The following is a 25729-nucleotide window of genomic DNA, read 5'->3' as shown; positions in this document are numbered from 1 at the left end:
GACCAGTCTATTTTGTCATACTATCAAGTCAGATAACCCAGAGTAGAACTATTAAAAAAGCCCGTTTAATCAATGGATTAAGCGGGCTTTTTCTGTTTTTAGTCTATATGGCTTTTTTTATCCTATATGAATTTAACCGTTTGAACATGAATATATCATCTTATTTTTTAGCATGTTTGCAAACACCGACAGGCAAGGAATGAAAATTATGAGTATAGAATCACAATCACCCAAGCCTTCAGCTGAGTTTGAAGCGCTTGATAATGGATTTATGGGACACCCACAGCCACTGCGATCTTTGTTTTTTACCGAGATGTGGGAGCGATTTTCATATTATAGTATTCGTCCCCTATTAGTGTTATTCATGGTGGCATCTGTCAGTAGTGGTGGCTTTGGTTTTGATGATGCCACAGCGTCTGCGATCTACGGTATCTTTGCAGGCACATTATATCTGGCTGCGGTACCAGGTGGCTGGCTGGCAGACAACTGGCTTGGGCAAGAGCGGGCATTATGGTGGGGCAGTATTATCATTGGCTTAGGTCATTTGTGCATTGCCTTGTCTGCTTTTATGGGTATGTCACTATTCTTTATTGGTTTGACCTGCATTGTGCTGGGTTCAGGTTTATTTAAGACCTGTATTTCGGTCATGGTTGGGGCGCTGTATCAAGAGGGTGACACTCGCCGTGATGCTGGATTTACCTTGTTTTATATGGGTATCAATATTGGTGCATTGGTTGCGGCATTGATTGTTGGTATGTTCCAAGAGCGCCAGATGTGGCATGTTGGCTTTGGCGTCGGTGGTATCGGGATGTTAATTTCACTGTTGGTATACCGCTTTGCTGCACGCAAAAACTTAAAGCGTTATGCACGAGCAAAAGGCATCACAGCTTCGTGGGAGCTACCCAATAGCCAGTATCAAAATATTGGGCGTTGGGTGGGCATATTTATGGCTGCTTTGGTGGCACTGATCGTCTTGATTGCGACAGGCATCATGCCATTTAATCCCTCTATGGTTGCGGAATATATGACCTATGTCATTGCTGGTATGGTGGTTTTATATTTTGCCTATATGTTTATTGCGCCTAAGTTAGATAAGAGCGATAAACTGCGCCTGCTGATTTGTTTCTTACTGATTATTGGCTCAACCTTATTCTGGTCTAGCTTTGAGCAGCAACCGACCTCTTTTAACTTATTTGCAGATCGCTATACCAATCTGGATGTGATGGGCTTTAGTATTCCAAGTATCTGGTTTCAGTCATTAAACCCGATTTTTATTTTGCTATTGGCACCTATTGTCAGTATTCTTTGGGTGAAGCTGGGCAGCCGTGGACTTGAGCCCAATAGTATGACTAAGTTTGCCATCGGTATGTTACTGGCCGCTGCTGGTTTTGGAGTGATGATTTTTGCCGCCAAAGCAGTGGTCGCCAGCCCAGGCACTTTGGTATCGCCCTTATGGTTAACCAGTAGTTTATTATTATTAACCCTAGGGGAATTGGCATTGAGTCCAGTGGGCTTATCGTCGATGACTAAGTTGGCACCAAAAGGCATGCAGGGACAAATGATGGGGTTGTTTTTCACCTCTTATGCGATGGGTAACTTAGTGGCTGCCTTCTTTGGTGGGCATGTCTCTGCTGACACCATTGATGGGTTGCCAGACTTGTTTAAGACCATGGTTATCTTCTTAGTGGTGACCGCTGTGCTTTTATTGGCAGTTGCTAAACCGGTAAGAGCCATGTTGGATCGCAGTGAAGCGGAAGATAAGATCAGAGATAATAATGGTTGATGGTTGATGGATAATGGTTTGATCGTTAATATTTTTAATCATTAATCTTTTTAACCGTTGGCAGTGAGTGTTTAAGCCCTACATTTACTAACTGAAAACGGTTCAAAAAACAAAACGTGTTACCATAATTGTGGTAGCACGTTTTTACCTTTTAATAAGGTAATAAAGATAATAAGCTAATACAGAATTTTATAAGTGAAAACATCGACAAAATACAGATAAGACAAACAGAGGACATTATGAGCAAAACAGTCATTCAACAACGCATCAGCAACCTACGTGATGTGATGAAAGCCAATGATATCAATGCGATCATTGTGCCATCAGCAGATCCGCATTTATCAGAATATCTACCAGGATATTGGCAAGGGCGCCAGTGGTTATCTGGCTTTACTGGCTCAGTAGGGACGCTAGTGGTTACTGAAGACTTTGCAGGTCTGTGGGCAGACAGCCGCTACTGGGTACAAGCTGCTGATCAGCTAGAGGGCACAGGCATTGAGCTACAAAAGCTACAATCCGGTGCGCCCAATCATGCCGACTGGTTGGCTGCTAATCTAAAAGCAGGGGATAGCATCGCCATTGATGGCAATGTGCTGTCGCTGGCTGAGCAAGACAGACTGTTGGCCGCTTTTGCAGATACCGCAGAAGACCATGATAATGAGGATGACAATGAAGATGAAGACTACGGTATTCGTCTGATTACAGAAGAAGATTTATTAAGCCAAATCTGGGAAGACCGTCCAGCCCTGCCAAGCGCACCACTGTACACCCATGATGCCCAGTTTGTCTCACAATCTGCAAAAGAAAAACTGGCCGACGTGCGTGCGCAAATGCAACAGTTAGAAGTGACGCATCATCTGATTTCAAGCCTAGATGACATTGCTTGGTTAACCAACTTACGTGGCAATGATGTCGACTATAACCCCGTATTTTTGGCACACATGCTGATCAGTGCCGACAGTGCCACCTTATATGTGGACACCAATAAGGTCAGTGCTGATATTGCCAAATTACTTGCCGACGCTGGCATTAAAGTTGCTGAATACGAGCAAGTACAATCAGCGCTAGGCGAGTTAACGCCAGAAGACTTGCTACTATTGGATCCGAATAAAGTGGCGGTGGGCACCTTAAACGACTTAGCCGATGACATTGGCATGATTGAGAGCATTGCGCCAAGCAGCCTATTAAAATCAGTTAAATCAGAACAAGATATTGAGCACATCCGTGAAGCCATGCGTCAAGATGGTGCTGCTTTGTGTCAATTTTTCAGTAAGTTTGAAAATCGCTTAAACCAAGGCGAACGCTTAAGCGAACTAGACGTTGACAGCATGCTTATCGAGGTGCGTAGCAAGCAGCCACACTATGTGTCACCAAGCTTCCCAACCATCGCCGGCTTTAATGAGAACGGTGCATTGCCACATTATCGTGCCACCGAAGACAAGTTTAGCTACCTTGACGGCGACGGTCTATTGCTTATCGACTCAGGCGCCCAATACCAAAATGGCACCACAGACATCACCCGTGTGGTCGGCATCGGCAACGTCAATAACATGCAAAAACGTGACTTTAGCATCGTCCTAAAAGCGCACATCGCCCTTGCCAGAGCTTGCTTCCCAGATGGCATCGCCTCACCATTGATTGACGCCATCTGCCGTGCACCACTATGGCAGGCGCAACGTGACTATGGACATGGTACCGGTCATGGCGTTGGCTACTTCCTCAACGTCCATGAAGGCCCACAAGTCATTGCTTACAGCGCCACCACACCGCCAGAGCGTGCGATGAAAGTCGGCATGTTTACCAGCAATGAGCCAGGTCTATATCGTGAAGGTCGTTGGGGCGTTCGTATCGAAAATTTGGTTATCAACCAACCTGTTCCAACCCCAGAAGAAACCGAATTTGGCCACTATCTACACTTCGAAACAGTCACCCTGTGCCCAATCGACACCCGTTTGGTTGACCCAAGCGTGCTCAATCAAGAAGATATCGACTGGTTAAATGAGTATCACAGTCACGTCTACAATGAGCTAAAAGATCGTGTAGAGGGAGACGCTTTGGCTTGGTTGACTGAGCGTACAAAGGCTATTTAGTTTAAATGTTTTATATTTATTTATAGCTTAAGTTTTAGATTATTTTTCTGTACGATATCTAAAAATATAATAGGGTCTGTTGAGACTTCAATAGACCCTATTTATTTGATGCTCATTTGCTAAAAAATGATTAACTTAGTGGTTCAAAAAATAGCACACTAGCCTCAACAGGCGCAAACGGCTTATGAAGTGTATTTTTGGGAACAACGACCAACTCACCTGCATTTACTTTGACGGTCACATTTTTATCATCATATTTTAGCTTTATAAACAATTGTCCAGCTATCACATAAAATAGCTTATCTTCATATTTATGATTGTGCCAGTCATAATCGTTTTTAAGCCTCGCCATTTTTATTTGCATTTGGTTGAATGTAGTAATCGTCTTAGGTTGCCAAAACTCGGTGATATTGTTGAGCTCATTACTGATGTTATTTATTTTTAAAGTCATGTTTCTGCCCCTATTAAGTTCCATTTAAAAGTTAAAAATCAAAAGTCGCTGATACCATAGCAGTACGAGGTTCACCGATACCAAGGCTTTGATAATAGGGTTTTGCCCAATAATGCTTGTCGGTGACGTTTTTAACCACACCACGCAAAGTCAATGGATATTGCCTTAAAGAAGTTTCATAACGAGCTCCCACATCCAATAAGGTATAACTCGGTATGGAAACATCATTATTAGCATCAATGTATTGCTCTGCTACTACGGTGGCATTAGCGGTTAAGGTCAAATTAGGTACATAAGGTTGAGCCCATTCGATTCCTAGCTTGCCTTGCCATTTCGGTACAGCTACAGCTTCTTTACCAGCATTATTTCCTTTGATTTGTTCGGCATCAATATAGGTGACACCACCCATTAAGGTAATATCAGATATAGGTTTTCCAAAAAAGCCCCACTCAACTCCTCGGTTGCGTTGCTCTCCATCGAACGAAAATACATTGCTACTAGGGTCAAGATAACTGATGGGTTTTTTAATCTCAAATAAGCTGAGAGTATGGGCGAATTCACCCATATCGTACTTTATCCCAATCTCTTTTTGTTTGGTTTTATAAGGAGCGAATGTTTCGCCAGCGTTTGTGGCGGTAGTAGGTGCAGTGGCGCCCTGACTTAATCCTTCAATATAATTTCCGTAAACTGAAGTATTCTCATTAATCTTAGTTAAGAAAGCCACAGAAGGCGTGATGGCGCTTTCATCATAGTCATTACCTGATGCTAGTAGCCCTGTTTGATTTACTTCAACTTGTTGATGGCGTACTCCTAAGGTAAGTTGATACTTATCTTCAGCAAAAGACAAGGTATCGGCAATGCCGAAGCTGGTTAAATCTGTTTTAGTGTTGAGCAGTGCTGGTGCAATGAGAGGCTCATTAAATGCTGGCCATACTGGATTATAAATATTAGTAGTCACATCCAACCCACTTATAAAACGGGCATTTAAATTGTGATCTTCTTTATATTTGGTTGCATTCACCGCAAGTTGATGGTTGATCTCAGCTATTTTAAAGTCACTTTGCACACCAATCTCATATGAGTCTCTTTGCCAATCATCAGCCACTTCACCTAGCGAGGTCTTGTAGTCTCCTGCCTCATTGATAACCGTTGCCTGTGATGCACTTTGGGATTCAAATGCTGTTTTACTACGACCAGCCCTGACATAAGCAGTTGTACTATTAGAAAAATCGTACTCACCCTGTAGCATTAGTCCTTTATCGTGCGAGTCGTTATATGCCCAAGTAGGATTTAATGAGGTATTGGCATCAGGTAATTTTGGGAGTGGTACATTTGGCGCAAGTTGAATACCTCGTGTAGGTGCATTAACGTATTCTTGGCTATCATATGCATCTAAACTTACTCGTGCATTATCACCACGATAATCAAGAGCTAACGATGCAAATTGCGTTTCTTGTGATTGTTTATCTGTGGTGGTATCACCATCTCGATACACCCCATTAAAACGAACGCCAAACTGGTTATCATCACCAAAGCGTCGTCCAATATCGACATGACCTCCAAGCTGTGAGTCTGATAAATACCTTGCAGTAACTTGGGTCAATGGGATGTCGTTGGCTCGTTTGGGAACTAAGTTAACTGTACCGCCAACCGAGCCTGTTGGCGCCATTCCATTTAGCATGGCAGACGGTCCTTTTAGTACTTCAACTTGTTCATACATTTCTGGCGTACTACGATAATAAGGTGCAATACCATAAAGCCCACTTACACTTACATCATTAGCAGTTTGGGTAAAGCCGCGAATGTTGTAATATTCAAGGTTCTGCCCATTAATGTTACTGCTATATACCGAAGGGTCGGTGTGGGTGATAATATCGGTAATTTCTGTTGCTTGGGTATCCTTAATAAATTTTTCAGTGTAGCTTATGGTATTAAAAGGAGTTTCTAAAATATCTTTATTACCTAACAAGCCGAGATGATTGATATAAGAGACTTGTTCTCCAGCATAAGATATCGGACCATTTACTTCTGCGATTACTGTAATTTTAGGAAATACTGCGCTTGGTAACTCAGTTCCAGTATTAGGTTGGTTTTGAGCGCTAGCACACGGACTTAAAATGATGAATGCCCCTAGGACCGAACTATATATAAAAGTAATCTTTGAAGAAATGATAAAATTTCGTTGTAATCTAACCTTATCTTTAGAGGAGTTTTTTGTGCAGTTTTTGTCATTTGATAAATACATGAATGTTCCTATTGTTTAGTTAATTGGGTGAGTTTTAAAAAGACTGATAGCCTTTTAAGACATCATCTATAATAATATTTATTGAAGTAGGGCTAGCAGAAGTGGTGTACCAAGCATCTGGATTAACAAATATCACTTTACCGTTTTTCCAAGCTTTGGTATTTTTAAGTAAGGGATTACTGACACTGTTGGCATCAATGACTTGTTGATGCTGCATGACGGATGTTCTATCGATGATATATAAAATGTCAGGGTCTGCATTTAAAATAAATTCGCTAGAGATAGGTTCACCATGTAAACTGGTTTCAACTATATTGCTGGCTGGCTTAACCCCCAACTCGCTAAAGATAAAGCCATAACGCGACTGTACCCCGAAATTACTAAATGCCCCATTGTTATGCAGAATGACTAATGCTTTATCATCCGACTTTTGAGTGATGGTATTGATATGGGCTAATTTGTCATCAATCTCGGTAATCTTTTGAGCGGCCAACTCCTTTTTATTAAAAATCTGCCCCAAAGCTATCAGATGCTGTTTTATGGCTGTGACATGCCCGCTTTGACTATTTTTATAGTTAATATCAAAATGCAAGGTTGGTGCAATCTGTGATAGTTCCTCATAGTTTTGAGCTTGTAATGGAGTTATCAAAATTAAATCAGGATGTAAGGTGTAAATACGTTCCATATTGGGTTGTACGATTGCACCTAAATCGACGATATTGTTGTCATTTTTGTACTTTGATAAAAAACTAGGTATAAAGTCTTTAACCATGCCAGCAATAGGTACGTCAAGCTGGTCAAGGAAATCAACCTCATTCATTGATAAAGCAGCTATCTTCGTTGGCCTCTTTTCAATTAGGGTGTCACCAAGTTGATGTTTAATAGTTATGGGGAAGCTTTGTTTTAGTTCAGTAGACAATGATGTATCTTCAACTGCTGTTGTAGATTGCTCTGTAAGCTGTGTTGAGTCGTCAATAGGTTTTTGACAGGCTTGTATTGAGAGAATCATACTCAGTATAAAGGTCATGTAATAGCAGCTTTTTTTACATAAATTTATTGTTATAGCCATTTTCTAATCCTCAATTTTTCTACGTTATTCCGTTCTACATAAAGTAGTTGCATAAATATCCTTGTTTATAATTATTATTAAATTTGAGTTGATGGATTTGAAACTCTAACTCGTATAATTCACTTAGGTTTGCTTGATTAATTACTTTATTGACTGCGCCATCAAACAGAATTTCTCCATCTTTCAACGCAATGATGAAGTCCGAGTAATTGGCAGCAAAATTAATATCGTGAATGACTAATACAACGGTACGTCCTTGTTCATCACTTAAACGTCGTAGTGCTTGCATAACTTGCACAGAGTGCTTCATATCAAGATTGTTCAATGGTTCATCAAGAAGTAACACATCAGTTTGTTGTGCAATAGTCATTGCCAAAAAAGCCATTTGCCGTTGTCCACCACTAATTTCATCAATATAACGGTGACGTAGTTTGTCTAATCCCATAAAGTCGATAGAGTCATTAATAATTTGCCAGTCTGCTTTCGTTAATGTTCCATGACTATATGGGAAGCGTCCAAAGGCTATTAATTCTTCGACATTTAAGCGTAAATTAAAGTTATTGGTTTGGCGAAGTGTGGCAACTAGATGAGCAAAGTTGGCTGTTTTAATGGTATTGATTGTACGTTTATCTAGCCAAACCGCACCGCTCGTGGGATTTAATAGCTTAGCAATTATCATTAACAAGGTAGATTTTCCTGCCCCATTTGGTCCAATAAGCGAGGTCATCTGACCTTTGGGTATACTGACGTTGATATTGCTTAGAACTTTATGTTTGCCGTAGTGTTTACAAATATTGTTAATCTTAATCATGCGACACCCTTGCTTAATTTGGTTGTACGTATGGTTAATAAAAGAAAATAAATACCGCATACTAAATTCACCAAAATACTAACGGTGGTTTTGTAATTAAAGATATGCTCAACCAGTAACTGAGCGATTAAAAACAAGGTGATGGATACTAAACAAGCAACTGGTAATATGAGTTTGTGTTTATGGCTGTGTTTGTGATTGGCGACTAAGGCATAGGCGATATTGGCAATAAAGATACCTATAAATACAGTAGGACCAATTAGGCTAGTTGATATTGCTACTAGAATTGAAATCAATGCCAAAAATAAGCGAGTATAGTGCTCATAGTCCACACCCAGTGATAATGCTTGCTCTCGTCCCAATGCCATGACATCTAATATTGGTAAGTTTTTACGGATTATCCATATGACGATTAGCACTGCGATGACACCATAAAGTAGGGTCTGTGGCTGACTACGATTAAAAGAGGTGTAACTCACTGTTTGTAATATTGAGAACTCACTAGGACTAATACGTATTTGAATAAATTGAGTTATTGCTGTGAGTATCATGGTTAAAACAAAACCGAATAATAATAAGGTAAACATATCGTTTTTACACTTGGGCAATAGCCAACGATGTAGCATCCACGAGTAACCGAGCATCAATAATAAAGACATAATAAAATGCCCAGATATACCTAATAACATCGCACCTTGTGTACCACAAAAGAGTAATAGTAATGCTTGCCAAAGCAAATATACTGCTTCATAACCCATGATAGACGGCACTAAGATACGGTTTCTTACCAGTGTTTGAAAGGTTGTTGCAGATAATCCTAAACACACGCTGCCAACAATAAGTGTGGCTAATCGGAGTAAGCGCTTACGGAGTAAGTAGTCAAAATCTAAACCACTAAAACCAGTACTGTAATCCAAGCCATACAACATAAAGGTTGCTATTAGTCCTAAAATAAAGAAAACCACAAATATCATTGACCAGAAATTATTTGGTAGTGATACTTGAATTAAACTTTTCATTAACGTATGCCCCTTATTATTAAAATAAGGAAGATAATCCCACCAATAGCACTTACTGTCAGACCAACAGGCACTTCAAATGGGTATATTACTAAGCGTCCTATAATGTCGCTTATGAGCAGTAAACAAGCCCCTCCTAGTGCTACCAATGGCAGGGTACGAGATAAATTTTCACCATATTTTAAGGCGATTAAATTTGGTATTACTAAACCAACAAATGGTATCGCACCTACCGTAATTACTGATGTTGCTACCGTAACTGATACGAGTAACACTCCCAATAAGCTCATCGCAATATAATTTAACCCTAAACTTGTTGCTATATCTTCACCCATACCCATCAGCGTGAAACGCTGAGCGTACAAATAGATCAGTGCGACCATTGGAATGATGAGATACACCAATTCATAATGACCTTGAACGATGCGTGAAAAGTCGCCAAGTAGCCAGCCTTGCATGTTTTGTAGCATATTGTTTTTATAAGCATAAAACTCTGCAATGGCAGTTAATACACTGCCATACATCAACCCAAGCACAGGGATAAGCACTGTATTTTTAAACCTGACTTGCTTAACCAAAGCAATAAAAAACAAACTTGCAGCAAAGCAAAAAAGTAAAGAGAAGGTCATCTTAGTTATTATCGTCGCATTGGGTAGTAGAATAATCGTTAATAAAATTCCTAGTTTTGCAGCATCCAAACCACCCGATGTTGCAGGTTCAACAAATTTATTGCGTACAATATGTTGTAAAATCACTCCACTGGTTGACAGTCCAACACCAATTAATATCAAGGTAAATAAGCGAGGTAACCTACTGGCAGTGAGTGTTAGCCAAATATTACTTGAAGGGTTTAGAAAGTCAGACCATGTGATTTGGTTTGCACCAACCAATAAGGAGACAACACATAAAATTAGCAATAAAAGTGATAACCTAAAAACCATTCGTTAATCATCTACTTGAATATGAGAATGATTATTATCTACAAAATTATTTTTATTTATGTGATAATCGGAAAAAGTGATTTTAGAAATCGGAAATTTTTATTGGTATTAAACACAGGCGATAGAGTTTATGCTGCGTATTGATTGTAGGGATAAAAAATAGAGAGTATGACAATAGTTTATGATGAGCTACATTGGCAGGCCAAAAAGGTGGGAAATTCACAGGTTGAAAAGGTAAGTGAAGCTGTTAGTAAGAAACCAGTAAATATCACTCGTGAAACACATTGTATCCGGGAGGGATTTCGCTTAGTTCGAGAGCATACTTATACGTCAGTTCCGATGTGTTATAAGCCTTTTGAAAATGATTATATTGGCATTTGTTTTGTTTTTGCGCCAGACAGTGTTAATCTCAAAGACTTGGCATTTAAAGAAATCTACCATAAAGATTTGAATATCACCAATGGCTATCAATTTGATGCTGAGACCATATATGCCACTAATAAACAGTTGTATTACGTTAGCCTTCAGTTTGATAAGCACTTTATTGAATCCCTAAATGAACAGCAGCCTCTGCCGCATTGGCTAGTAAAACTGGTATTAAATAAGCCGAAACAGATATTTGAGCGAGTTAGTGTATCACCAGTACTTAGACACCTTGCTTGGCAGATATGTCAGATGCCAACTACCAATCAAATTAGTGATTCATTGCGTATTGAGTCTAAAGCTTTGGATTGGCTGGCAAGCATTATTGATAGTACTACTAAGATCAATAAGGTTAGTGATTTTGCAAATAGTAATGAGTTTGAAAATAGAGCGAAAAGTTTTGTGATGCAAGCATGCTCTATTATCCATGCTGAATATGGACAGCCGCTAACCATTAATGAGTTAGCTTTGCGGATTGGTACAAATACCTCTTATCTTAAAAGATTTTTTAAACAATATACGGGTCAAAGTATCCATGAATATTTGACTCAATACCGCTTAAATCAAGCTAAGACTTTGCTTATACAAAAACCTGATCTTGAGATTAGAGTAATTGCTGAAATTTGTGGTTATCAAGCAGCACATTTTAGTCAGTTATTCAAGGAAACCAATGAACTGACGCCTTCACAGTTTCGGCAGTCAATTATAGATAGAGAGCTATTATCACTAAGAAGCTAAGATCTCAGGTAAACTTATTTAAGTATATATAATTACAAAAACGACCGTCTTCATTAAATAGTCTAAAGATAGTTAAAATAAAAGTGAATAAGAAAGCAATAAACCCTACAACAACCACTCAATGGGTAGCAGGGAGCAGACCCAAACGCCAAAGCGTGAGAATAGACTGCTGTGTGGCTCATCATCAAATTCTAGTATTTTGCCGTCTTCTTCGGTTTGCCAGTGTAGTTTGCCATTAGGGTTTTGTGTGACTGCATAGCTATACTGCATCTGGTTTTTTTTCATATTTTCAGCCAGATAGTTTGCCATCTGTTTGCTGTCAAACAAAAACCCCATCTCTGTATTTAAGCTCGCTGAGCGAGGATCCATGTTAAATGATCCGACAAATAGCGTTTTGTTATCAACGATAAAGGTCTTGGCGTGTAGGCTCGCACCGCTACTTTTGATAATGCCGCCGTGGTTTTTTGTGGTGACGGTTGCCATCGGTTTTAGCTCAAATAATTCAACGCCTGATGCGAGTAGTGGCTTGCGATATTTGGCATAGCCAGCATGCACAGGGATGACATCTGTTGCTGCTAAAGAGTTGGTCAGTACGGCGACTCGCTTGTTATCATTGGCAAGCTGGGTAAAGAGGTTTTTGCCTAGTTTGGTGGGCACAAAGTAGGGGGAGATGACCAGTAGTTCATGTTGAGTGTGTTGCATGATGGGGGCGATGTGAGCCAGTACGGAGTCTGCTTCTTTTGATTTTTGGAGTCCTTTGGCAGGGTCGTCACTGATCAGTTGTACTTTGGTCCAAATGAGGGGTAACGTACCTTCGCGCAGTTGGGTTACAAAGGCAGAGTTTTTTAACTCTTGTAGGAATTGCTGAGTATTAGGATCTGAGTCTGGCGTGGTATCAAATGGCGGTTGGTTTTGACTTTGACTAATGATGTTTTCAGCAGGATAAGCTGAGTTGCTGGCCCAATAGCGATCAAAGTCTTGTACGACATCTTTGGCCGCAGGACCAATAGCAACCATGTCTAAGTCTGCAAACATTACGCCACTGCCAAAACCAAAGTATTCATCCCCCACATTACGACCACCAGTGATGGTTGCTAAGCCGTCAGCGGTAAAGGACTTATTGTGCATTCGTCTGTTAAGGCGAAAAAAGTCACTTAAATAGCCTAGAGGGCGCATCGTGCGCTGCATGAAGGGGTTGAATAAACGGACTTCAATGTTAGGATGAGCATTAACGCTGGCAAGTAGCTCATCCATGCCGTCAGTGTTGTTGTCATCGAGGAGTAAGCGCACCCGTACACCGCGCTCAGCAGCTTGATACAAGCTTTGCATGAGTAGGTGTCCTGTGGTGTCGTCGTGCCAAATGTAATATTGTACATCAAGTGTATTTTGTGCTGAAGCTGCTAATGTCAATCGTGCCAAAAAAGCTTCATGACTGTCATCTAAGAGGTAGAGCGCGCTCAGTCCAGGTCGCTGATCCATAGCGGGTAAGATTTTTTGTGCTAAGGGGCTATTGGGATCGACAGGCAGGAAGGTAGAGGTTGTGCGCTGCGTGTTATCAGGCAAGCTTTTGTGACTTAGGACGCCCAGTATAATGAGTATGGCTAATAGTGCCAATATTACAATCAGTAGTTTTTTAAATAGGCTTATCAACATAGTGTGTTCTTTGTGGTAATGTGATTGGATGTATTGTCAAAGTCTTCATAAGCTTGGGGGTTTGTTATAGTCAATTCACTTTAAAGCTGCTACAGTTTTAACCTCATTAAGCCTACGAGAGTAGTACTTGCACTCGCTTGGCTAGTAACCATTTTAGACTTTTTTAGGGACAGGCTCTAGTTATATTGCATTGGTAAATTTTATCCAACGTTGCCTTATCCACCCACTTCAGGAGGGAGATATAAGGCGACACAAACTGTCGTAAAAAGCGGTTAAAGGGTTGTATATCAATATTAACCTCGGCATACTAAGTATATGAAAACACTCAAGCTGCGCATCAAAGGCAAACACGCAAACCAGCTAAACAAAATAGCTGGGAGTGTCAACTATGCGTGGAACTATGTCAATGACCTACGTATTAACACTAAGCATACGATACGGGGTCTGTTTGTAGTTAAGTAACTGCTTTTAAGTCATGGTCAAACGACCCTCAGCTTTATAATTATAGTATAAGTTGGAAATAGTGCGTGTCTCTAATTTGTACTTTGGAGCATAAGGGGTTAAAAAGTGGCTATACTCTTTGCAAAATTCATTTATCAACGGATATGCTCGAAGTTGTGAAAACGGTAGCGAAAGACAGAGAACTTAGTAATATTAAAACGGTGCAAGGTGTGGCCGAATCTTTACCTTTTGCAGACAATAGTTTTGATTTGGTGATTAGTCGCTTTTCGGCTCACCACTGGCAAGACGTGCCAATCGCATTAAGAGAGATGCGTAGAGTCTGTCAGCCTAAAGGTCGCATTATCATAGTGGATATTATGGCACCAGCTGTTCCACTATGTGATACATTTTTACAAACTATCGAGCTATTGCGGGATAATAGCCATGTGCGTGACTATTCAGCACAACAGTGGCAGTCAATGGTGAGTCAAGCAGGTTTAGCAATTGACAGCATACAAACTCATAAATTGCCCTTACAGTTTGTGAGCTGGATTAGCAGAATGAGGACGCCAGTACATTATGTACAGGCTATTAAATCATTACAACAACAAGTGGGCAAAGAGGTCAAAGAGTATTTTCAGATACAAGCAGATGGCTCATTTACTACAGATGTGTTGACGTTAATTGCTCAAGCTTAGACTAATATTGTCAGAGAGCTAATTACTGTGGTGTTAATGTATTAAGCGTAATAATTGTACGCTTTGATGAATGATTGATGGAAATGTCATGAAATCTTATAAAATCGCTGTTCGTTTAACTGTTCTAGCTCTATATTCAAAATCTGACATGATTTAAAATAATACCTTTTCTGAAAAACAACCTATCTTTGTCAAACTCGCTAAACCTACTACTTGTAGCATTTGCACTCTTTTTCCTCGATATCTTAATTTTCAGATTTGGTATAAGCATTTGTCTTTGGATAACCATTATGACGACCCCACCTAAAAAACATTCTTCTACACCAGCACCCAATTCTCTTGCTAAAAATAGCATCAAATCTAATGAAGAAGAGTTATTGAAACAACGGCAACAATCAATAGAAGAACATTGCTTAGTTTATTTAAAAAGCCAGCATAGTATTGAAGATTTACATACATTAGCAATGCACATTGAAAGTAGGCTAATGCAGTTACAGTCAATGGAGTTAGATGAAGTAGAGCACGCTTTATCAAAGTTAAATACCACATTGCTAGATTTGCAAATGAATTTAGCTGATGATGAGTTGCTAGCAGGTTTTATGGTTGGCTGGCAGATAAGATTTGAGGAGTTAACAGCAAAAACTCATGCTGAAAATGTTAGCAACCCAGCTCATCAGTGCAACCTGTCATCAGGTCAACAAGATTCTTATGAGCTAACCTCTGAGCTGACATCTCAATCTTTTATTCAACAAAACCAGTCTGGCACTTCCATTTTCTTAAGCTCTCTTAAAAGTTATCAAGCTGCTTCTTGGTGGTTAGTTGTAGCCTTATCCATCATAGTATGGTCATTGGTAAAACTTAAGGACTGGAATTTAGTGCCCAGTTTTTTACATATTAGTCATGGTTTTTATCATCTTGCAATAACTCCGTTATTAGTGGTTTTTGGAGTGGCACTTTATTTCTTTTTTATTCAAAAACAACAATTAGGACAGCAAAAAACATGGCTGATGGGCTTTGTTGCTTATATTATTTATATGTTTGTGGTTATTTCGCAGTCGGCTGATGCTACCGAGGTCTATAAAGATGACTCCATTATTTTGATGTTTATGCATAGTCCCATCATTGCTATGGCCTTATTAGGTGCTGTCATGTACAGCCATGCTATTAAATCCAAGCAGGCAAGGCTTGCTTATATTCAATATCTGGGTGAGGTAGGTATCTTGTCGATACTTATTTTGTTTGGAGGCGTGCTTTTAACGGGTTTAACGATTATATTATTTGAGAGGTCTAATGTCGTAGATATTAGCGAAACATATTTTACTAATATTGTGCCACTAGGCATAGTGGCTACGCCTGTGGTGGCAAGTCACTTGTATTTAACAGTATTTAATGAACGTAGCCGCTTAGCTTCAATGTTGTTGAAAGTTTTTTCTCCCCTTTGCGGTGTTACTTTTTTTCTATATTTATTAAGCATGCTATATGGTGGTGTTAGCCCCACAGAAAATAGGGATGCACTTATTCTGACAAATGGTTTGATGGTTGTTATTTGGGTGTTAAGTGTGTTTCATATTATCGCTAGAGATTCTAGTGAGCAGGCTCATCAAACATTTGGTATGATGGATAAGTTAACTGTATTTATGCTACTGGTAGTTAGCTTATTTAACCTAACTATTTTATACGCTATGATACAGCGTTTTATCACGTACGGTTTTACGTTAAATCGTTTTATTGTACTTGGTGTGAATATCGTTGTATTTATTCATTTATGTTGGATAAGCTATCGTTATATACAATTTTGGTGTCAACCAAAGGCTAGTGATAGTTTGCTTAAAAAGTCAATTGCAGATTATCTACCTGTATATGCCTTATGGGCTGTATTTATTGTCTTATTAGTGCCTACATATCACATTATTACACCAAGTTAAGGTTTATAACTCAGGTTTAATTCCGCTTCTATTTTTTAATGTTATTAGGGTAGAAAACATAGAGTAATTAATGGGCTGTATAGTTGATTCAACTTATACCAAATCTAAAAATTAAGCTATCGAGGAAAACGAGTGCAAACGCTACAAGTAGTAGGTTTAGCGAGTTTGACAAAGATAGGTTATTTTTTAGAAAAGGTATTAACTTCATTAGTGTCACACCTTAGGACACAAGCATGTTACGTGTGTTAAAGCCATCTCTTGGCTTGTGTACGTGATACACTATGCCTCTTTTGCCATATAAGTCATAAACTCAAATGCCAGCCCACTTTTATCATCGTGTTGAACCTCAGAATTTGCCACTTTTTTAAACTCATCAGAAATTTCTGGATAAAAAGCATTACCATTTTCAATCTCTGTATCGACAACCGTAAGTTCAATACGATCAGTAAACATCATCGCCTGTTTAAACACTTGCTCACCACCAATGACCCAAATCGTATCAAATTTAAGTCCATGTGCTATGCTGGCAGCTTGCGTCAGTGCATCATCAAGGTTGTGTGCCACATAGACGTCTTTGTAGTCAGTGAGATTATGGGTATCTGCATAATCTAGTTGAGTGGTAATGATAAAGTTAACCCGTTTTGGTAAGGGTTTACAATTCATGGACTCAAAGGTTTTACGTCCCATGATGACAATACCTTTGACACCGCTATCCACATAGGCATCGGTTTCTGCTGTGGTCAGTGCTTTAAAGTGTTTTAAATCATTGGGAATGTGCCAAGGCAAATCATTACCTTTGCCAATACAGCGATTGTTGCTAATGGCAGCGATTTGGGCAACTTGGGTACCAGCGTAACTCATGTCATGTCCTTAAATACTTAGAAAATATTTGAAGTATTTGGTTTAGCAAATTTTGCAAAACAGTTAAACTGCCACAGGTGCCTTAATGGCAGGGTGTGACTGATAATTTTGCACTCGAATGTCATCAAAAGTGAAGTCAAAAATATCTTTTACCTCAGGATTTAACCACAAAGTTGGTAGCTCATAAGGGGTGCGAGATAGCTGCTCGTTGACCTGTTCTAAGTGGTTTTGATACAGGTGACAATCACCGCCAGACCAAATGAATTCGCCCACTTCTAAGTCACATACTTGCGCAATCATATGGGTCAGTAGTGAGTAGCTGGCGATGTTAAAAGGCACGCCTAAGAATAAATCTGCTGAGCGCTGATATAGCTGGCAAGATAGCTTACCGTCAGCGACAAAGAATTGGAATAAGGTATGGCAAGGCGGCAGCGCAACTAAATTGGCTTCAGCTGGGTTCCAACCTGATACGATTAAGCGGCGTGAGTTGGGGTTGTTTTTAATCTGTTCAATGACTTGGGTAATTTGATCCACCCCATCTTGATTAAAGCCACCATCATCACTTTTGCTGGCACCATAGTTGCGCCACTGATGCCCATAGATAGGGCCCAGCTCACCTTCAGGTCGACCAAAGCGGGCGGTCTGTTCGGCAGTAGACCATTCATTCCAGATACGCACGCCATGATCTTGTAAGTACTGCACATTGGTATCGCCTTTTAAGAACCAAAATAGCTCATAGGTGATGGATTTCATGTGTACTTTTTTGGTGGTTAATAGCGGAAAGCCATCCTTTAGATCAAAGCGCATTTGGGCGCCAAAATGGCTTAGGGTTCCAGTACCAGTACGGTCACCTTTTGGCGTGCCATGGTCACGTACGTAGCGAATGAGATCTAGGTAAGCGGCTTCATTTTTTACAGGAGTCATAGTCATATCGTTTTGTTTAATTTTATGATTCAGTGATGTGATGAATGAGCAACCAGATTCATTCAAGTTGCTTAAGTAACGTCATTAATAATAGAAATAACGTCATTAATAATAGAAAATAAAAACAACAGAGTTAAGGATTTGCTTCGCTTTTTATCAGTCTGAGCTCAAGCTGTTTTGCTTGTTTTAGGCAGTGGTTAGTTCTGTGCACTTTAGTTTTGATTGGCGGCATATTTGCCCCAGTCATACACTTGGTTGCGATAGGCTAAGATCATAAGTATCAAGCCAAAGACTATCATCGGCAGGGTGTATAGCTGCCCTTTACTCATCCAGCCAAAAATTAGCTCATAGCCAGCATCAGGCTGACGGAAAAACTCGATAGTAAAGCGGCTAATGCCATAGCAGAGCATAAATAAGGCAGATACCGCCATACGTGGACGTGGCTTAGAAGAAAACCACCATACTAAGATGAAGGTTAATAAACCTTCGGCAAAGGCTTCATAAAGTTGTGATGGATGGCGTGGTAATAGTTCAAAGTCATTGAACTGCATTGCAAGTGATTGAAGTGCTGGTGTGCTGTTAAGCAGCTCTGCATCAAAGCGGGCGGCTTGTGGAAAGTAAGTAAGCCAGTTGTAGCCACCATCAGATACCCGTCCCCACAGCTCACCATTAATATAGTTGCCTAAACGTCCAAATAAAAGTCCAGTTGGTACACAAGGCACAATAAAGTCTAATACATTAAAAATGGGCTTTTTATATTTGCGCGCAAAATAAATCATTGCCAGTGCCACACCAACAAAGCCACCATGAAAGGACATTCCGCCTTCCCATACCTTAAATAGATAGGCTGGATTGGCCAGTAGCTCGCTAAACTGATATAGGAAAACATAACCAATGCGACCCCCTAAAATAACCCCTAATGCGCCATAAAACACGAGGTCGGATACCATATCTTTTGTCCAGCCTTCACGTTTGCTGCTGCGATACCAAGCCAAGCCATAGGCAGCAGCAAATGCCAACAGGTACATAAAGCCATACCAATGGACTTGGATGGGGCCAAGTGATAGAGCAACAGGATTAAATTGAGGATGAATCATCATGGCGTATTATCACAAAGTTAGTAAAAGAGTGTGTCAAAAAATGTTAGGAAAATGATGCCTATCATAGCAAAAATTAAACCTTATATCTTGATTTTTATATGTAACCAAAAGTGCTATTATCGTTTTACGAGCAATATCGATTCATAGCATAAAAGGATTTAAGATGTCAGGTGTATCCGTCACAGATAGCAAGTTCAAGCATGGAAAACTAAAGCAAGCTGCGCTAAAGCTCTCTATGTTGGCAACCTCAACAGCTTTTGGGTTGATCATGACTCATCTGTCCGCCCATGCCAATATCAGTCAAATCGAAGAAGTCACCATTTATCAAGGTTTAGCGAGTGTGACTCGCAGTCTCCCAATACATACAAATGGTAGCAAAAATGGTGAGCAAGTTTTGCTGTTTTCTTGTTTATCACCAAAAATTGACGACAATAGCATCAGTGTTCAAGCTAGCCCAGGTATCAATATTGGTGAAATTAGCATTCGGCGTGTATCAGGTGAGCAGGCCAATTTGTGCTGTTACCAAGATGATAGCAACGCTCGTGATTATCAAGATAAGCTAGATAATATCAATGCAGAGCTTGAAGCGACCAAGTTGACGCAAGCCTATTTAACCCATTTAACCAAGGCGTCCAATATCAATATTGAAGGCGGTATTGGTAAACAGGCCAATGAGTTACAAACCCAAGCTGCTCATACAAACAAACGTCTGATTCAGTTGCAACAACAGCAAGCCAAGATGCAAGACGATCTAGATCAGCTGATGGCTTCTGTGGGCAATACGAACAGCAATAACAATACGGTGACTCAGGTCAGTGTGCGTATGGCGAGTCGTGGTTCAGGGACAGTCAAGCTGCATTATCAGGTACAAGGCGCAAGCTGGCAGCCAAGCTATCAAGCACGTTTGGATACCAATACAGGGCAACTTGCCATTACCGCTTCTGCTGTGATTGCGCAACAAACCGGTGAAAACTGGAACAATATTCCTGTGGTACTCAGTACGGTTAATCCCAATCAAAGCACTGCAAATCGACTGCCAAGGGTGTCTTATTTCGATCTTTACGAGATACCACCGCAAAGAGAAGAGCTGGTGCCCACCCCAGCGCCTGTCATTGTCATGGGTGGGGGTGGTGCGGACAGAGTCTATGCTGAGGCGGCAGCAGATGAGCAAATGCCGTTGCCAAGCTTTGATGTCAGTAGCGCTCACAAAAATGGCATCACCGAATATCGCCTACCACAAAAAGTCAGTATCGCCAGCGATGGTCGACGTGTCCGTACCAAAATTGACGAAAAATCTGGTCAAAGTAGTCTGTGGTTACGCAGCACGCCAGAGGTAGAGCAAAAAGCCTATTGGTATGCGACAGCGCCATTTATAACGCCAGAGTGGGCGGATGGTAGCATGCAGCTGTATCGTGATGACAACTATATAGGACAAACCCAATACAACTATCAACGTCTAACAGAGCAGGGCATTGGCTTTGGGTCTGACACAAATATTGTGATCAAACAGCTGACAGACGATACGGTTAAAGGGGATGCAGGTGGCGTGTTTAATCAAAGCAGACAGCAAACACGGGTCAAAGCTTACCAATTCACCAACTTGCACAATCGCACAGTACAGTTAGAAGTACTGGGTAGTGAGCCGGTGAGCCGAGATAGTGGTATCAAGCTTGAGACCACACATACACCTGCGGTGACCACCCAAAAATGGAATGATCAACAAGGCGTTGTTGCTTGGAAATTTGAGTTGGCACCGCAACAAACACAAACGGTTAAAACCACGACCACCATTAGTTATCCGGCAAAGAAAAGACTGATTGAACGCTAGCGCATCAGTCATGTGAGCTGACAGTGGCGCCTGTTATATGGCAACCAACTCTTGAATATTATTGGCAGCCATTTCATCGCCCCTTCCTTGAGCAACGACTTGTCCTCTTGATAATACGGTATAGTTGTCAGCCAATTCTTCGGCAAACTCATAAAACTGTTCAACCAAGACAATGGCCATATTGCCTTGACGACCCAGATCTTGTATCACCCGCCCAATGTCTTTAATGATGGACGGCTGAATACCCTCAGTGGGTTCATCTAATATCAGTACTTTAGGTTCAGAGGCAAGAGCACGGGCAATGGCAAGCTGCTGCTGTTGCCCCCCTGATAAGTCACCGCCACGGCGATGTTTCATTTCATCAAGGACGGGAAATATATCATAGAGATGTTTGGGTACTTTACTGGCCTTACTCTGCGAAAACTTAGCCATACCAATAAGGATGTTCTCCTCTACGGTAAGCGTAGAAAAAATATCACGTCCTTGTGGCACGTAAGCCAAGCCTGCTCGTACACGCTGTTCAGGCGTCAGCTTGCTGATATCTTGCCCATTTAATAAAATCTCTCCCGATTTGATAGGCAAAATACCCATTAAGCATTTAAGCAAAGTGGTTTTACCGACCCCATTACGGCCCAGTACCACACTACACTCACCAATAGGTGCTATCAGCGACACATCGCGTAAGATATGGCTACCACCATAGTATTGATTTATCGCATTAACTTCTAACATAACAACGCCCTAAAAATTTATGAAAACAAAGCTGTTTATTTTTTAACCGAAACAGAGCCTACTAATTTGCAGACCATGACTTGTAAATTAAGACAAATTATCGACCCAAATAAGTTTCAATAACCGCCTCATCATTTTGAACCTCATCTAAGGTTCCCTCTGCCAAGATGGCACCGTTAGCCAGTACAGTCACCTTTTCGCTGATGGCATCGATAAAGGTCATGTCATGCTCGACCACTACCAAAGTATGGTTTTGCTTCAGGCGTAGGCATAATTCAGCAGTGTGTTCGGTTTCTGCATCAGTCATTCCTGCCACAGGCTCATCGAGTAGAATAAGTTTTGGACTTTGCATCAAAAGCATACCAATCTCTAGCCACTGCTTTTGACCATGTGACAATAGCCCCGCTGGCTTGTGTAACATTTCAGTTAAACGAATTTGCTGTAGCGTTGATTCCAGCGTAGCTTGGGTATCAGCATCAATTTTAGTAAACCAACTTTTTGAAACCCGTTTGTCTTTAGGAGCTGCTAACATCAAGTTATCTAGTACGGTAAAGTTTTCGAAAACTGTCGGCTTTTGGAATTTGCGCCCGATACCAGCTTCAGCGATTTGCTCGGTAGACAGCTTGGATAAATCATGGACTTGACCAAAAAAAGCGGTGCCTGTTGTCGGGCGAGTTTTACCTGTGATCACATCCATTAGCGTGGTCTTGCCTGCCCCGTTAGGCCCAATAATACAGCGCAACTCACCTTTTTCAATGTATAATGATAGGTTGTTAAGTGCACGAAAGGAGTCAAACCAAACACTGACTTCTTCAAGATATAAGGCAATGCCGTGACTTAAATCAGGCCCTGACTTAGGGACAGGATGGACAAGACCTGCTGCGCTAGCAAAATTCTGATCTTCTATACCTAACTCTAAGCCAGTTACTGGTTGATGACTATTAGTAGATAGTGTCGTAGATAGTTGGTTAGTATATGATGGATCACTAATGCCTGTATCTGGATCTGGCTGTGCTGTATTTGGTAAGGTGATTTGATTTGTCATTATTACTTTTCCTTCTTAAAGCGATCAAGCAGACCGATAATGCCATTTGGTAAAAATAGGGTAACGACAACAAACAGCCCCCCTAAAATTAGTAGCCAAAACTCTGGATAAGCTACGGTAAAGTAAGTTTTAATCGCATTCACCGCACCAGCGCCAACAATCGCACCAATTAACGTGCCACGACCACCAGCAGCTACCCATACCGCCATCTCGATGGAGTTAACGGGATTCATTTCACCTGGATTGATAATGCCTACTTGTGGCACATACAATGCCCCGGCAATCCCTGCAATAATCGCAGACAATACCCAAGCAGATAGCTTGTACCACAAGGTTCTATAACCTAGATACTGCAAACGGTTTTCACTATCACGAATGGCACCAAGCACACGACCATAAGGTTGGTTCATAAGATAACGCAGCCCGATATAGGACAATAGCAAGGCCAAAGCGGTTACAAAGCAGAGCATGGCTCGAGTAGAGGCTGCGGTAATGTCATACCCTAAGACAGTAGTAAATCCAGTAAAGCCATTATTACCACCAAAGCCAGTTTCGTTACGGAAGAACAGCAGCGCCGCAGCGTAGGTCATGGCTTGGGTGATGATGGAGAAATAAACGCCTTTGATTTTTGAGCGAAAAGCAAAATAACCAAAAATAAAAGCCACCAACCCTGGAACCAATACCACTAAAGCTATTGACCACCAGAAATATTGGGTTCCTGCCCAATACCAAGGCATTTCAGTCCAACTTAAAAAGCGCATAAAGTCAGGTAGGGCATCTCCAGCAGTTTCTCGAGTCAAGTACATACCAAAAGCATAGCCACCTAAGGCAAAGTACAAGCCGTGACCTAAGCTGAGTATACCCGCATAGCCCCAAACCAAGTCTAGTGCTAAGGCGACCATGGCCAATGCCATAATTTTGCCAATTAGAGTTATCCAATAAGCGGATAAATGCAATGCCGAAGTTTCAGGCATTAAATGTAGCCAAGGCAACATCAATAGAACTAAGAAACATAGGCCAATAAGTAGGGCATTACGGGGTTTGTCTGATAATAATTGGGTAAAGCTCATGGTGTTCTCCTTAATCCACAAAGCGGCCTTTGAGTGCGAATAAACCTTGTGGACGTTTCTGAATAAACAGAATGACAAGAACCAATAAAACTATTTTGGCCATTACAGCACCAATACCGATTTCGAGAACAGTGCCACTGACACCGAGGCCTAGAGCAGCCAATACAGCCCCCCATACCTGACCTACACCACCGACTACCACCACTAAGAAGGCATCAATAATATAAGTTTGACCTAAGTCTGGACCCACGTTACCTACTTGAGCCAAGGCACAGCCAGCAAGACCTGCTAAACCTGAGCCTAGGCCAAAGGCCAACATATCTATACGTGCTGAAGGGATACCCACAGAGCGTGCCATTTGACGGTTTTGAGTGACTGCTCGGACGAATAGGCCAAAACGGGTTTTGTTTAGCAAATAAACCAGCAGCGCCAATACAATGATGGTAAAACCGATAATGGCGATGCGGTTATATGGTAGGGATAGGCTAGAAGACACTTGATAAGCCCCGCTTAACCAGCTTACGTTACTAACCTCAACGTTTTGTGCACCAAAGATCATGCGTACCAACTGCATTAAGATAAGGCTGACACCAAAGGTGGCAAGTAAAGTCTCTAGCTCACGGCCATATAAGGGTCGAATGACGATACGCTCAATAATCATACCGATAATAGCGCTGACTAAGAACGCCACAGGAATAGCTGCCACTAAGTACCAACCTGCCATGCCTGGTAAATAGGCTTGGAATAGATTTTGCACCATATAGGTGGCATAGGCACCAATCATAATCAGCTCACCATGAGCCATGTTTATCACCCCAAGCAGACCAAAAGTAATGGCCAAGCCTAAAGCGGCGAGTAACAAAATACTGGCAGTACTCATGCCAGTGAATAAGTGACCCGTCCAAGTACTGATTTGGATACGATTAGAAACACTGCTTTCAGCATCTATAAGTGCGGCTTTTAACTGTGGATCTAGTAACTGTGGATCTAGTAACTGTGGATCTAGTAACTGTGGATCTAGGTTGTCAGTAGCCAATGCCGACTGGATATCTACCAATACTTGCGGATTATCACTGTTCGCTAACTGATGGACAGCTGCAATTTTAGTGGCAAGATTACCATCTCTAAAATTAATACGCGCTTGCAACGCTGTAAGGGCTTCAACAACCTTATGATTACTTTCATTGGTTGTTGCGCTACTGATAAGAGCTGGGTCAACTTGATCAATATTATCCGATAAAATTTCTACCGCTTCTAAACGCTGCGAGGGGTTTTCTGAGGCCAGTTTTAACTTAGCTTGCCCAAAAATCAGTGCTGAGCGTAAAGCATTGGTCAAAGTGACTTGAGATAAGTCACTGGGCCAGTCTGAGGTTTGTTGTTTATCTGGATAAGTAAATAATTGATCATCACTGCTTAATAGATAAGTCTGACCTCCATTGCCCTGATAGAGCTCATCTTTGCTGATAAGGTCAACTAAGGTATCTAAGCTTTCAACACTACCGGGCCAACTATTTAGCATGGCTTGGCGCTTGGAAAAATCTGCTGCTACAAACTGTTCGATCACATCACCTGAGGCACTGTTTACTTGCTCAGTATCTGATGCTTGACCTACTTGATTTGCTGCAATGTCAGAGGTATTTGTTGCAGTTTGTGATGATAATGTGACAGCTGAGTCATCTGCATGAGCCGTAGGTAATAGGGTTAACAAACTGACAAGTAATAATGGTAACCATGTAAATTTAGCATTGGCACAGCGCTGAAAAAAAAGCTGAGTGTGCGATGACACATCTGATTGGGTGTGATTGGAATGGTCGGGCAAGGCATCTTCTGTCACTGCGCTTAAAGTCGGGTGCAGCATAGAGCGGCTCCTTAGTGGTCATGT

The 25729-nt window shown here is 41.1% G+C and carries 20 protein-coding genes and 1 pseudogene; 7 read left to right on the top strand and 14 right to left on the bottom strand.

The annotated features are described in order from the left end of the window. The first annotated feature begins 208 nt into the window (after window positions 1-208). Window positions 209-1783 carry a peptide MFS transporter gene (locus H140_RS0105770; protein WP_019672714.1) on the top strand — a complete coding sequence of 525 codons (1575 nt, stop codon included), beginning with the start codon at window positions 209-211 and terminating at the stop codon, window positions 1781-1783. A gap of 239 nt (window positions 1784-2022) precedes the next feature. Then, the gene (locus tag H140_RS0105765; protein ID WP_019672713.1) at window positions 2023-3873 is read left to right on the top strand and encodes an aminopeptidase P family protein; all 1851 of its coding nucleotides are present in this window, start codon (window positions 2023-2025) and stop codon (window positions 3871-3873) included. Between the two features lie 130 nt (window positions 3874-4003). Here H140_RS0105765 and H140_RS14060 read toward each other — a convergent pair whose 3' ends face one another. The 6 genes from H140_RS14060 to H140_RS0105735 all read right to left on the bottom strand — a co-directional run bounded on the left by H140_RS14060 (window position 4004) and on the right by H140_RS0105735 (window position 10409). Continuing rightward, on the bottom strand, window positions 4004-4324 hold the full coding sequence (locus H140_RS14060; RefSeq protein ID WP_019672712.1) for a cupin domain-containing protein: 321 nt from the start codon (window positions 4322-4324) through the stop codon (window positions 4004-4006). A 31-nt stretch (window positions 4325-4355) separates the two neighbouring features. Beyond that, complete coding sequence (locus tag H140_RS0105755) at window positions 4356-6569, bottom strand: TonB-dependent receptor (protein WP_019672711.1); 2214 nt, start codon at window positions 6567-6569, stop codon at window positions 4356-4358. A gap of 34 nt (window positions 6570-6603) precedes the next feature. Then, window positions 6604-7638, bottom strand: coding sequence for a siderophore ABC transporter substrate-binding protein (locus H140_RS0105750; protein ID WP_019672710.1), 1035 nt, complete (start codon window positions 7636-7638; stop codon window positions 6604-6606). 34 nt (window positions 7639-7672) lie between these two features. Next, window positions 7673-8449, bottom strand: a complete 777-nt coding sequence (locus tag H140_RS0105745) for an iron ABC transporter ATP-binding protein (RefSeq protein WP_019672709.1) — start codon at window positions 8447-8449, stop codon at window positions 7673-7675. Further along, entirely contained in the window at window positions 8446-9378 is a 933-nt protein-coding gene (locus H140_RS0105740; protein ID WP_033426875.1) for an iron chelate uptake ABC transporter family permease subunit, read from the bottom strand. The genes H140_RS0105745 and H140_RS0105740 overlap by 4 nt, the downstream gene beginning before the upstream one ends. Before the next feature lie 89 nt (window positions 9379-9467). Further along, a complete protein-coding gene (locus H140_RS0105735; RefSeq protein WP_019672707.1) occupies window positions 9468-10409 on the bottom strand; it encodes an ABC transporter permease in 942 nt (313 codons plus the stop codon). A gap of 168 nt (window positions 10410-10577) precedes the next feature. On the opposite strand from H140_RS0105735, the gene H140_RS15125 reads away from it, so the two are divergent. Further along, window positions 10578-11570: a helix-turn-helix transcriptional regulator gene (locus H140_RS15125; RefSeq protein WP_019672706.1), complete on the top strand. Its 993-nt coding sequence runs from the start codon at window positions 10578-10580 to the stop codon at window positions 11568-11570. 105 nt (window positions 11571-11675) lie between these two features. Here H140_RS15125 and H140_RS0105725 read toward each other — a convergent pair whose 3' ends face one another. Beyond that, window positions 11676-13223: a phospholipase D family protein gene (locus H140_RS0105725; protein ID WP_019672705.1), complete on the bottom strand. Its 1548-nt coding sequence runs from the start codon at window positions 13221-13223 to the stop codon at window positions 11676-11678. 315 nt (window positions 13224-13538) lie between these two features. Here H140_RS0105725 and H140_RS15470 point away from each other — a divergent pair. The 3 genes and pseudogenes from H140_RS15470 to H140_RS0105710 all read left to right on the top strand — a co-directional run. Then, window positions 13539-13637, top strand: a pseudogene (locus H140_RS15470) (transposase); the annotation flags it as partial. A 113-nt stretch (window positions 13638-13750) separates the two neighbouring features. After that, window positions 13751-14362 (top strand): class I SAM-dependent methyltransferase, encoded by a 612-nt coding sequence (locus tag H140_RS14050; RefSeq protein ID WP_227672886.1) that lies wholly within the window; start codon window positions 13751-13753, stop codon window positions 14360-14362. Between the two features lie 290 nt (window positions 14363-14652). Further along, entirely contained in the window at window positions 14653-16287 is a 1635-nt protein-coding gene (locus tag H140_RS0105710) for a hypothetical protein (RefSeq protein ID WP_019672702.1), read from the top strand. 279 nt (window positions 16288-16566) lie between these two features. Here the strand turns inward: H140_RS0105710 and H140_RS0105705 are convergent, their stop codons facing one another. The 3 genes from H140_RS0105705 to lgt all read right to left on the bottom strand — a co-directional run bounded on the left by H140_RS0105705 (window position 16567) and on the right by lgt (window position 19172). Beyond that, window positions 16567-17148, bottom strand: coding sequence for a dihydrofolate reductase (locus H140_RS0105705; protein ID WP_019672701.1), 582 nt, complete (start codon window positions 17146-17148; stop codon window positions 16567-16569). Window positions 17149-17211: 63 nt separating this feature from the next. Beyond that, entirely contained in the window at window positions 17212-18072 is an 861-nt protein-coding gene (locus H140_RS0105700; protein ID WP_019672700.1) for a thymidylate synthase, read from the bottom strand. A gap of 212 nt (window positions 18073-18284) precedes the next feature. Next, window positions 18285-19172, bottom strand: a complete 888-nt coding sequence (gene lgt, locus H140_RS0105695) for a prolipoprotein diacylglyceryl transferase (protein ID WP_026348871.1) — start codon at window positions 19170-19172, stop codon at window positions 18285-18287. A 163-nt stretch (window positions 19173-19335) separates the two neighbouring features. On the opposite strand from lgt, the gene H140_RS0105690 reads away from it, so the two are divergent. Beyond that, window positions 19336-21000 carry a DUF4139 domain-containing protein gene (locus tag H140_RS0105690; protein ID WP_019672698.1) on the top strand — a complete coding sequence of 555 codons (1665 nt, stop codon included), beginning with the start codon at window positions 19336-19338 and terminating at the stop codon, window positions 20998-21000. A gap of 33 nt (window positions 21001-21033) precedes the next feature. On the opposite strand, the gene urtE is transcribed toward H140_RS0105690, so the two are convergent. The 4 genes from urtE to urtB form a co-directional block, all read right to left on the bottom strand. Then, window positions 21034-21732, bottom strand: coding sequence for an urea ABC transporter ATP-binding subunit UrtE (gene urtE, locus H140_RS0105685; RefSeq protein ID WP_019672697.1), 699 nt, complete (start codon window positions 21730-21732; stop codon window positions 21034-21036). Window positions 21733-21829: 97 nt separating this feature from the next. Further along, a complete protein-coding gene (gene urtD, locus H140_RS0105680) occupies window positions 21830-22777 on the bottom strand; it encodes an urea ABC transporter ATP-binding protein UrtD (RefSeq protein WP_019672696.1) in 948 nt (315 codons plus the stop codon). Between the two features lie 2 nt (window positions 22778-22779). Beyond that, the gene (urtC, locus tag H140_RS0105675) at window positions 22780-23847 is read right to left on the bottom strand and encodes an urea ABC transporter permease subunit UrtC (protein ID WP_019672695.1); all 1068 of its coding nucleotides are present in this window, start codon (window positions 23845-23847) and stop codon (window positions 22780-22782) included. Between the two features lie 10 nt (window positions 23848-23857). Continuing rightward, on the bottom strand, window positions 23858-25705 hold the full coding sequence (urtB, locus tag H140_RS0105670; RefSeq protein WP_019672694.1) for an urea ABC transporter permease subunit UrtB: 1848 nt from the start codon (window positions 25703-25705) through the stop codon (window positions 23858-23860). Between the last annotated feature and the right edge of the window lie 24 nt (window positions 25706-25729).

This window comes from Psychrobacter lutiphocae DSM 21542, from assembly GCF_000382145.1.
GTDB lineage: Bacteria > Pseudomonadota > Gammaproteobacteria > Pseudomonadales > Moraxellaceae > Psychrobacter > Psychrobacter lutiphocae.
The sequence above is the reverse complement of the archived record's forward strand: the minus strand, read 5'-3'. Positions and strand labels throughout refer to the sequence as shown.

Coding starts and splice junctions, on each gene's coding strand:
- H140_RS0105750 (WP_019672710.1), bottom strand. CDS start 7,638: ATGGCTATAACAATAAATTTATGTAAAAAAAGCTGCTATTACATGACC.
- urtE (WP_019672697.1), bottom strand. CDS start 21,732: ATGTTAGAAGTTAATGCGATAAATCAATACTATGGTGGTAGCCATATC.
- H140_RS0105770 (WP_019672714.1), top strand. CDS start 209: ATGAGTATAGAATCACAATCACCCAAGCCTTCAGCTGAGTTTGAAGCG.
- H140_RS0105755 (WP_019672711.1), bottom strand. CDS start 6,569: ATGTATTTATCAAATGACAAAAACTGCACAAAAAACTCCTCTAAAGAT.
- urtC (WP_019672695.1), bottom strand. CDS start 23,847: ATGAGCTTTACCCAATTATTATCAGACAAACCCCGTAATGCCCTACTT.
- H140_RS0105725 (WP_019672705.1), bottom strand. CDS start 13,223: ATGTTGATAAGCCTATTTAAAAAACTACTGATTGTAATATTGGCACTA.
- urtD (WP_019672696.1), bottom strand. CDS start 22,777: ATGACAAATCAAATCACCTTACCAAATACAGCACAGCCAGATCCAGAT.
- H140_RS0105740 (WP_033426875.1), bottom strand. CDS start 9,378: ATGTTGTATGGCTTGGATTACAGTACTGGTTTTAGTGGTTTAGATTTT.
- H140_RS0105735 (WP_019672707.1), bottom strand. CDS start 10,409: ATGGTTTTTAGGTTATCACTTTTATTGCTAATTTTATGTGTTGTCTCC.
- lgt (WP_026348871.1), bottom strand. CDS start 19,172: ATGATGATTCATCCTCAATTTAATCCTGTTGCTCTATCACTTGGCCCC.
- H140_RS14060 (WP_019672712.1), bottom strand. CDS start 4,324: ATGACTTTAAAAATAAATAACATCAGTAATGAGCTCAACAATATCACC.
- H140_RS0105690 (WP_019672698.1), top strand. CDS start 19,336: ATGTCAGGTGTATCCGTCACAGATAGCAAGTTCAAGCATGGAAAACTA.
- H140_RS0105745 (WP_019672709.1), bottom strand. CDS start 8,449: ATGATTAAGATTAACAATATTTGTAAACACTACGGCAAACATAAAGTT.
- H140_RS15125 (WP_019672706.1), top strand. CDS start 10,578: ATGACAATAGTTTATGATGAGCTACATTGGCAGGCCAAAAAGGTGGGA.
- H140_RS0105765 (WP_019672713.1), top strand. CDS start 2,023: ATGAGCAAAACAGTCATTCAACAACGCATCAGCAACCTACGTGATGTG.
- H140_RS0105700 (WP_019672700.1), bottom strand. CDS start 18,072: ATGACTCCTGTAAAAAATGAAGCCGCTTACCTAGATCTCATTCGCTAC.
- H140_RS0105705 (WP_019672701.1), bottom strand. CDS start 17,148: ATGAGTTACGCTGGTACCCAAGTTGCCCAAATCGCTGCCATTAGCAAC.
- H140_RS0105710 (WP_019672702.1), top strand. CDS start 14,653: ATGACGACCCCACCTAAAAAACATTCTTCTACACCAGCACCCAATTCT.
- urtB (WP_019672694.1), bottom strand. CDS start 25,705: ATGCTGCACCCGACTTTAAGCGCAGTGACAGAAGATGCCTTGCCCGAC.